The sequence below is a fragment of the Paraburkholderia gardini genome, assembly GCF_907164545.1.
Taxonomy (GTDB): domain Bacteria; phylum Pseudomonadota; class Gammaproteobacteria; order Burkholderiales; family Burkholderiaceae; genus Paraburkholderia; species Paraburkholderia gardini.
In genome coordinates this window covers 79,575-88,554 of sequence record NZ_CAJQZB010000027.1, presented here as the reverse complement: position 1 = coordinate 88,554, position 8,980 = coordinate 79,575, and the positions used below count along the sequence as shown (strand labels likewise).

Genomic DNA, 8,980 nt, shown 5'->3' with positions numbered 1-8,980 from the left:
CCGCCCCCACCACCCGCCCCCCCCCCCCCGGGGGCGGCCCCGGGACTTGAGCCTGAGCCATGAAACCTTTTGAAGTATTGCTGGTGTGGCGGCAAGCGCCATGATGCTGGTTACATCAGCTTCGCCGCGCCTTTTGCGCCGCGCCCGGCTGCCTGCGCGCCGCTGTACTGGCCGCCGTTCGGGCCGGCGTTCGCCGCGATGATGCGTGCGATTTCGGCATCGGCCTGGTCGCCGTACCGGTCGAACACGTTGGTCTGATAGACGGTGTTCGGCGCGTTGCCGAGCTGGCCGCCGTTTTCGTTCTTGATGTTCACGTCGGCCTGCATCGACAGACCGATACGCAGCGGATGCGCCGCGAGTTCCTGCGGATCGAGCGCGATACGCACCGGCAGGCGTTGCACGACCTTGATCCAGTTGCCCGTCGCGTTCTGCGCCGGCAGCAGCGAGAACGCCGAGCCCGTGCCGGCCGAGAAACCGACGACCTTGCCGTGGAACGTCACGCCCGAACCATAGACGTCAGCCGTCAGTTCGACCGGCTGGCCGATGCGCATGTGCGTCAGCTGCACTTCCTTGAAGTTCGCGTCGACCCACACGCTGTTCAGCGGCACGATCGCCATCAGCGGCGTGCCTGGCGAGACGCGCTGGCCGACCTGCACCGAACGCTTCGCGACGTATCCGGTAACCGGTGCCGGCAGCGTGTTGCGCGCGTTGTTCAGATACGCGTCGCGTACCTTCGCGGCCGCGGCCTGCACGTTCGGATGATTGGCGACCGTCGTGTTCGCGGTCAGCGCGCGGTTCGCGGCGAGCTGCTGTTGCGCGGCGTCGAGCGCGGCCTGCGCGCTCTTCACGGCGTCGCGGGCGTGCGAGATTTCTTCCTGCGAAACCGCACCCGTTTGCGCCACCGTCATGCGGCGCTTCAGGTCGTCCTGCGCGCGCGACAGATCGGACTGACGCACGGCGACCTGGGCCAGGTACTGGCTGTCGTCGGCGAACAGGCCGCGCACCTGGCGCACGACCTGCGCGAGATTCGCTTCAGCCGATTCGAGCGCGACGCGCGAATCCGCCGGGTCCAGCACGACGACCGGATCGCCGGCCTTGACCGTCTGCGTGTCGTCGGCGTTCACGGAGACGACCGTGCCCGTGACCTGTGGCGTGATCTGCACGACGTTGCCGTTCACGTAGGCATCGTCGGTGTCTTCGTGGAAGCGCGCGACGAGGAAGTAGTACAGGCCATATGCAATCGCGGCGATCAGGATCACGATGACGAGCAGCGTCATCATCCGTCGGCGCTTGCCGTTGTTTGCCGGTTGCGTGCCCGGCGCGGGCTGTTGGGGGGTGCTCATTGATGTGCTCCGTATTCTCTCAGTCTTCGTCGTTTATCCGGATGGGCGTTCGGTCCGGCTCAGTTCGATGCGTGTGCGGCGGAAGCGGGGGCGTCGGTCGGCACCACGAGACCGGTCTGCGTTGCGTCGAACCCGCCGCCGAGCGCCTTGACCAGCGCGATCTGCATGTCGCGGCGCTTCATCTTCAGGTTCGTCACCGTCTGTTCGGCGGCGAGGCGGTTCTGGTCGGCGGTCAGCACCTGCAGTTGCGGCGACAGGCCGGCGCGGTAGCGGATCACCGCAAGTTCGTACGCTTTCGACGACGCGTCGAGCGCGCGCTGCGCGTCGCCCGACTGCTGGTCGATCGAACGGATCGACGACACCTGCGTCGCCACATCCGAGAGCGCATTGATCAGCGTCTGGTTGTAGTTCGCGACGTCGAGATCGAAGTCGGCGTAGCGTCCTTTCAGTTGCGAGCGCAGCGCGCCGGCATCGAAGATCGGCAGATGGATCGCCGGGCCGAACTGGATCTGGCGGCTCGCCGAGGTGAGGAAGCGGCCCCAGCCGAACGCATCGAAACCGAAACCGGCCGCGAGGTTGATGTCCGGGAAGAATTCCGCTTTCGCTTCCTTGATGTCGTGCGTCGCGGCTTCGACCTCCCAGCGCGCGGCGACGATATCCGGGCGGCGGGCCACGAGGTCGGCCGGCAGGTTGTCCGGCAGCACGACCTGCGCGCCCGCGTTCATCACCGGTTTGGCGATCTGCAGGCCGCGGTCCGGCCCTTTGCCGAGCAGCGCGCCGAGCTGGTAGCGCACGGTGGTGATCTGGCCGTCGAGTTCAGTCAGGTTCGCCTGGCTCGTGGCGATATTGCCGTTGGCCGTCTGCCGTTCGACGTTCGTATCGAGACCGGCCAGAACCCGGCCGTTCGTGATCTTGCCGATCGTCTGGCGATTGTCGATTTCGCGCTGGGCGATATCGCGCAGCGCGTAGAGCTGCGCGAGCTGGTTGTACGTGCGTGCCACCGACGAGGCGAGCGTCACGCGCGCCTGCTGCATGTCGGCTTCGGCGGCTTTTTCCTGCGAGACGGCCTGGCCGAGCTTTTCGCGGTTCTTGCCCCACAGGTCCAGGTCCCACGAGGCGCTCGCGAGCGCGTTGTTCTCGCTGAACCACGTGCCGCCGTACGGCGGCGGGAAGAGGGCGTTCGCCGAATACAGCTCGCGGGTCCACGAATAGCTTCCGTCCACCTTCGGATACAGGTTCGAACGCGTGTTTTCGATGTACGACGACGCCTTGGCGATACGCGCCTGCGCCTGCGCGATCGACGGGCTGCCGTCGAGTGCTTCGGCGATCAGCGCCGGCAGTTGCGGGTCGCCGAACTGGTTCGCCCAGTCGAGCGAGGGCCACTGGCCACCCTCCGCGGGAACGCTCTGCGCCGATTCGTACTGCGCGGCCGACGCCATCTGCTTGTCGCTCTTGATACCGATGTAGTTCGCGCAGCCCGACAGGGCGAGTGCTGTCGCCGCCGCGGCGACAACAGCCCGGCTCGACAGCGCCGGCGCGGACAGGGAAAGGGATTTCATTCGCTCGACTCTTCTTTGAGTGATGGTAATGATGGACGCTGCAACTATTTATCGGGTCTCGGACGACGTGGCCGCCGCGGTGGCGGCATCGCGCGAAAGCCACGTGGCGTCGCCACTGTTGGCGAGCGCGCGGCGCAGCATGCTCTTGAGGAAACCCACTTCTTCGGGGGTAAAGCCTGCGAGCAGCCTGTCCAGCGTGCCGTTGAAAATGGCGGGCATGCGGGCCGCCATCGCCTGGCCTTCGGGCGTGAGGGCTAGCCGGACGACGCGGCGATCTTCGCAGCTGCGCACGCGTGTCAGCAGGCCGCGCTTCTCCAGCCGGTCGATCAGGCGGGTGACGGCGCTTGCGTCGATGCCGTATTCGCGGGCCAGCTCGGCGGCGAGCAGGCACTTGCCGCTCGCGACCATGAACAGGATGCTGCACTGGGTGCTCGTAATACCGAGTTCGGCTATCGTGCGCTGCGTGATCATGTTCGACATGGTCGATTTCACACGCGAGAGCAGGTAGCCAACGCTTTCGCCGAACTGGTATTCGCTGATTTCGGGCGGTAACGCCGGGTTCGGATCAGTCATGATTCTCTGCGACAGCAATGATTGACCAGGCAGGATTATAGGTGCGGTTAGTTGACGCGGCAAGCGTTATTACAGCTTAGGCAAGGAACTTTCACAGACAAGAACCATAATCGATCTGTGCGGGGAGCGCAGCGTTGGGGCGGGCGGTTGCGGACGCGTCGTGCTGTGATGAATGCGCTGGAGGGCGGTTCTGCGCGGGCGAAAAGGGCCTGCCGAAAGGCTTTCTGACGGCCGGAGTACGTGGCGGGTCGGAAAGCTTCACGTTCGCGTGCTATAATTTCAGGTTCCCAAAAGTGCGCTTTGGGCTTGTTGGCAGTTTCAAGAAGCGATCTGGCGCACTCAACTGTCTCCAGGTTCCTATGACCCGCGCCCTTCGTAACATCGCCATCATTGCCCACGTCGACCACGGCAAGACCACGCTCGTCGACCAGCTCCTTCGCCAGTCCGGCACCTTCCGCGAGAACCAGCAGATCGCCGAACGTGTCATGGATTCGAACGACATCGAAAAAGAACGCGGCATCACGATTCTTGCGAAGAATTGCGCGGTCGAATACGAAGGCACGCACATCAACATCGTCGACACCCCGGGCCACGCCGACTTCGGCGGTGAAGTGGAGCGCGTGCTGTCGATGGTCGACTCGGTGCTGCTGCTCGTCGATGCCGTCGAGGGTCCGATGCCGCAAACGCGCTTCGTGACCAAGAAAGCGCTGGCACTCGGCCTGAAGCCGATCGTCATCATCAACAAGATCGACCGCCCGGGCGCGCGTATCGACTGGGTGATCAACCAGACGTTCGACCTGTTCGACAAGCTCGGCGCAAGCGAAGAACAGCTCGACTTCCCGATCGTCTACGCATCGGGCCTGAATGGCTATGCCGACCTCGATCCGAGCGTGCGCGAAGGCAACATGCGTCCGCTCTTCGAAGCGATTCTCGAACACGTGCCGGTTCGCCCGGCAGACCCGGAAGGCCCGCTCCAGCTGCAGATCACGTCGCTCGATTATTCGACGTACGTCGGCCGTATCGGTGTCGGCCGCATCACGCGCGGCACGATCAAGCCCGGCATGTCGGTCTCCGTGCGTTCGGGCCCGGACGGCGCGATCATCAACCGCAAGATCAATCAGGTCCTGTCGTTCAAGGGTCTGGAGCGCGTCCAGGTGGAATCGGCTGAAGCCGGCGACATCGTGCTCATCAACGGTATCGAGGAAATCGGTATCGGCGTGACCATCTGCTCGCCGGACGTGCCGGAAGCGCTGCCGATGATCACGGTCGACGAGCCGACGCTGACGATGAACTTCCTCGTGAATTCGTCGCCGCTGGCGGGCCGTGAAGGCAAGTTCGTGACGAGCCGCCAGATCCGCGACCGTCTGATGAAGGAACTGAACCACAACGTCGCGCTCCGCGTGAAGGAAACCGGCGACGAAACCACGTTCGAAGTGGCGGGCCGCGGCGAGCTGCACCTGACGATTCTCGTGGAAAACATGCGCCGTGAAGGCTACGAGCTGGCTGTGTCGCGTCCGCGCGTGGTGATGACGGAAGTCGACGGCGTGCGTCACGAGCCGTACGAAAACCTGACGGTCGACATGGAAGACGGCCACCAGGGCGGCGTGATGGAAGAACTGGGCCGCCGCAAGGGCGAAATGCTCGACATGGCGTCGGACGGTCGTGGCCGTACGCGTCTCGAGTACCGCATTTCGGCGCGTGGCCTGATCGGCTTCCAGTCGGAATTCCTGACGCTCACGCGCGGCACGGGCCTGATGAGCCATACGTTCGACTCGTACCAGCCGGTCCGGGAAGGCGCGGTCGGCGAGCGTCGCAATGGCGTGCTGATCTCGCAGGACGACGGCGCGGCCGTGGCGTACGCGCTCTGGAAGCTGCAGGATCGCGGCCGTATGTTCGTGTCGCCGGGCGAGCCGCTGTACGAAGGCATGATCATCGGCATTCACAGCCGCGACAACGACCTCGTCGTGAACCCGATCAAGGGCAAGCAGCTGACCAACGTGCGCTCCTCGGGCACCGATGAAGCGGTGCGCCTCGTGCCGCCGATCCAGATGTCGCTCGAATACGCGGTCGAATTCATCGACGACGACGAACTGGTCGAAGTCACGCCGCAATCGATCCGTCTGCGCAAGCGCTATCTGAAGGAACACGAGCGCCGCAGCGCGAGCCGCAAGGGCGCAACCGATTAACTTCGGTTGACGTCGACAAGGCGTCAATAAACGTCTCGTTGTCAGACAAAAGCCACCTTCGGGTGGCTTTTGTCGTTTCCGGGCGTGGGCCGGCGCGAACCGCCGGGGTCTCGCGACGATCCGGCGAAGGGAGCCGAAAACCCCTGAAACCCTGCGTGCGGATGCAGCAAAACCCCGCTGTGGCAAGACTTTAGCCCAGCATGCCAGCTATGTAGAGTATGCGTTCTGTGCTATGATTTTCAGGATGCAAGTTAAGGTCCTTCCAAGCAAGACTTGATTCGCGCAATCCGCCAAACGGTCAGGCCGTGTCGCGGAAGGTTGAGTAACCCGCTATTTCTCGAGAAACTCGAAGAAAGGTGAGCGTAAAAAATGATGAAGCAACTCCAGCTGAACTCCTATCTGTTCGGCGGCAACGCTCCGTATGTAGAAGAGCAGTACGAGGCGTATCTCGATAATCCGGCGTCAGTGCCCGAGACCTGGCGTGAGTATTTCGACGCGTTGCAGAACGTCCCGGCATCGGACGGCGGCAATGGCAACGACGTGGCTCATGGCCCGATCGTCGAGTCGTTTGCGCAGCGGGCGAAGGCGAATGCCTTTATTCCCCGGGCCACCACCGGCGGCGAAGACCTTGCCACCGCGCGCAAGCAGGTCTATGTCCAGTCGCTGATCGGCGCCTACCGTTTTCTCGGCTCGCAATGGGCCAATCTCGATCCGCTGAAGCGCCGCGAGCGCCCCGGCATTCCTGAGCTTGAACCTGCGTTCTACGACTTCACCGAAGCCGACATGGACCAGACGTTCAACACGAACAATCTGTATTTCGGCTTCGAACAGGCATCGCTGCGCGACATCATCAAGGCGCTGCGCGATACGTATTGCGGCACGATCGGTGCCGAGTACATGTACCTGAGCGATCCGGAGCAGAAGCGCTGGTGGAAGGAAAAGCTCGAGTCGATCCGCTCGACGCCGAATTTCTCCGTCGAAAAGAAAAAGCACATCCTGAACCGTCTGACGGCAGCCGAAGGCCTCGAGCGCTTCCTGCACACCCGGTACGTCGGTCAGAAGCGTTTCTCGCTGGAAGGCGGCGAAAGCTTCATCGCATCGATGGACGAAGTGGTGCGTCACGGCGGCGCGAACGGCGTGCAGGAAATCGTCATCGGCATGGCCCACCGCGGCCGTCTGAACGTGCTGGTCAATACGCTCGGCAAGATGCCGGCTGACCTCTTCGCTGAATTCGAAGGCAAGCATGTTGACGATCTGCCGGCTGGCGACGTGAAGTACCACAAGGGTTTCTCGTCGGACGTCTCGACCGATGGCGGCCCGGTTCACCTGTCGCTCGCATTCAACCCGTCGCACCTTGAAATCGTGAACCCGGTGGTCGAGGGCTCGGCGAAGGCCCGGATGGACCGTCGCGGCGACGATCAGGGCCTGCAGGTCCTGCCGGTGCAGATCCACGGCGACGCGGCCTTCGCGGGCCAGGGCGTCGTGATGGAAACGCTGAACCTCGCGCAGACGCGCGGTTACGGCACGCACGGCACGCTGCACATCGTCATCAACAACCAGATCGGCTTCACGACGTCCGACCCGCGCGACACGCGCTCGACGCTGTACTGCTCCGATGTCGTCAAAATGATCGAAGCGCCGGTGCTGCACGTGAACGGCGACGATCCGGAAGCCGTCGTGCTGGCCACGCAGATGGCTATCGACTACCGGATGCAGTTCCACAAGGATGTCGTGATCGACATCATCTGCTTCCGCAAGCTTGGCCACAACGAGCAGGACACGCCGGCTGTCACGCAGCCGCTGATGTACAAAACCATCGCGAAGCACCCGGGCACGCGCGCGCTGTACGCTGAAAAGCTCGTGCAGCAAGGCGTGATCACCGCCGAAGACGGAGACAACTACGTCAAGGCATACCGTCAGGCGATGGACGAAGGCCATCACACGATCGATCCGGTGCTCTCGAACTACAAGAGCAAGTACGCGGTCGACTGGGTGCCGTTCCTGAACCGCAAATGGACCGACGCGGCCGACACGGCCGTGCCGCTCGCCGAACTCAAGCGCCTCGCGGAACGCATCACCACGATTCCGGATAACTTCAAGGTTCACCCGCTCGTCGAGCGCGTCATCAACGACCGTCGTGCGATGGGTCGCGGTGAAGCGAAACTCGACTGGGGCATGGGCGAGCATCTGGCATTCGCGTCGCTCGTCGCTTCGGGCTATGCGGTGCGCCTGACCGGCCAGGATTCGGGCCGCGGCACGTTCACGCACCGTCACGCGGTGCTGCACGACCAGAACCGCGAACGCTGGAATGACGGCACGTACGTGCCGCTGCAGAACATCGCCGAAGGCCAGGCAAAGTTCACGGTGATCGACTCGGTGCTGTCCGAAGAAGCCGTGCTCGGCTTCGAATACGGCTACTCGACGGCTGAGCCGAATACGTTCGTCGCATGGGAAGCGCAGTTCGGCGACTTCGTGAACGGCGCGCAGGTCGTGATCGACCAGTTCATCTCGTCGGGCGAAGTGAAGTGGGGCCGTGTCTCGGGTCTCACGATGCTGCTGCCGCACGGCTACGAAGGTCAGGGTCCGGAGCACTCGTCGGCACGTATCGAGCGTTTCCTGCAACTGTGCGCCGATCACAACATGCAGGTCGTCCAGCCGACCACGCCGGCGCAGATTTTCCACCTGTTGCGTCGCCAGATGATCCGCCTCTTCAGGAAGCCGCTGATCGTCGCCACGCCGAAGTCGCTGCTGCGCCACAAGGAAGCCGTGTCGGATCTGTCCGAACTGGCGAAGGGCGCGTTCCAGCCGATTATCGGCGAGGTGAGCGACGAGATCGACGCGAAGAAGGTCAAGCGCGTGGTTGCCTGCTCGGGCCGCGTGTACTATGACCTCGTCGCGCATCGTCGCGAAGCGAAGGCGAATGACGTCGCGATCATCCGTATCGAACAGCTGTATCCGTTCGCGCACAAGCAGTTCGAAGCGGAAATGAAGAAGTACGACAACGCGACCGAAGTGGTGTGGGTGCAGGACGAGCCGCAGAATCAGGGCCCGTGGTTCTACATCGAGCACCATCTGAAGGAAGGCATGAAGGACGGACAGAAGCTGGCATACAGCGGCCGTCCGGCTTCGGCTTCGCCGGCAGTCGGTTACTACGCAAAGCATTACGAGCAGCAGAAGGCGCTGGTGGAAGGTGCATTCGGCCGTCTGAAGAGCGCGTCGATCGCTAAATAACCCCATGAACCGAACCGGGAGAACGCACTGCGTTCTCCCGCGCCGCGTCTGAAGGTTCATACACGGTTCGCAGACGGTTCGCACAGGG

The 8,980-nt window shown here is 63.3% G+C and carries 5 protein-coding genes; 2 read left to right on the top strand and 3 right to left on the bottom strand.

The genetic code is table 11. The features are described 5' to 3' along the window. Positions 1 to 110: 110 nt before the first annotated feature. From LPA37_RS18875 to LPA37_RS18865, 3 genes are read right to left on the bottom strand one after another with little or no spacing between them, the layout of a single operon-like run. Entirely contained in the window at positions 111 to 1,343 is a 1,233-nt protein-coding gene (locus LPA37_RS18875; RefSeq protein WP_229013326.1) for an EmrA/EmrK family multidrug efflux transporter periplasmic adaptor subunit, read from the bottom strand. 59 nt (positions 1,344 to 1,402) lie between these two features. After that, positions 1,403 to 2,902 carry an efflux transporter outer membrane subunit gene (locus tag LPA37_RS18870; RefSeq protein WP_228983937.1) on the bottom strand — a complete coding sequence of 500 codons (1,500 nt, stop codon included), beginning with the start codon at positions 2,900 to 2,902 and terminating at the stop codon, positions 1,403 to 1,405. Positions 2,903 to 2,950: 48 nt separating this feature from the next. Beyond that, positions 2,951 to 3,475: a MarR family winged helix-turn-helix transcriptional regulator gene (locus LPA37_RS18865; RefSeq protein WP_228983939.1), complete on the bottom strand. Its 525-nt coding sequence runs from the start codon at positions 3,473 to 3,475 to the stop codon at positions 2,951 to 2,953. A gap of 359 nt (positions 3,476 to 3,834) precedes the next feature. Between LPA37_RS18865 and typA the strand changes: the two genes are divergently transcribed. Together typA and LPA37_RS18855 are read left to right on the top strand one after the other, a co-directional pair. Further along, the gene (gene typA, locus LPA37_RS18860; protein WP_228983941.1) at positions 3,835 to 5,661 is read left to right on the top strand and encodes a translational GTPase TypA; all 1,827 of its coding nucleotides are present in this window, start codon (positions 3,835 to 3,837) and stop codon (positions 5,659 to 5,661) included. A gap of 369 nt (positions 5,662 to 6,030) precedes the next feature. Further along, entirely contained in the window at positions 6,031 to 8,892 is a 2,862-nt protein-coding gene (locus LPA37_RS18855; protein ID WP_228983943.1) for a 2-oxoglutarate dehydrogenase E1 component, read from the top strand. Positions 8,893 to 8,980 lie beyond the last annotated feature (88 nt).

What these genes read in the sequence shown, in the direction of transcription:
- LPA37_RS18870 (WP_228983937.1), bottom strand. Translation starts at nt 2,902, where the DNA reads ATGAAATCCCTTTCCCTGTCCGCGCCGGCGCTGTCGAGCCGGGCTGTT.
- LPA37_RS18855 (WP_228983943.1), top strand. Translation starts at nt 6,031, where the DNA reads ATGATGAAGCAACTCCAGCTGAACTCCTATCTGTTCGGCGGCAACGCT.
- typA (WP_228983941.1), top strand. Translation starts at nt 3,835, where the DNA reads ATGACCCGCGCCCTTCGTAACATCGCCATCATTGCCCACGTCGACCAC.
- LPA37_RS18875 (WP_229013326.1), bottom strand. Translation starts at nt 1,343, where the DNA reads ATGAGCACCCCCCAACAGCCCGCGCCGGGCACGCAACCGGCAAACAAC.
- LPA37_RS18865 (WP_228983939.1), bottom strand. Translation starts at nt 3,475, where the DNA reads ATGACTGATCCGAACCCGGCGTTACCGCCCGAAATCAGCGAATACCAG.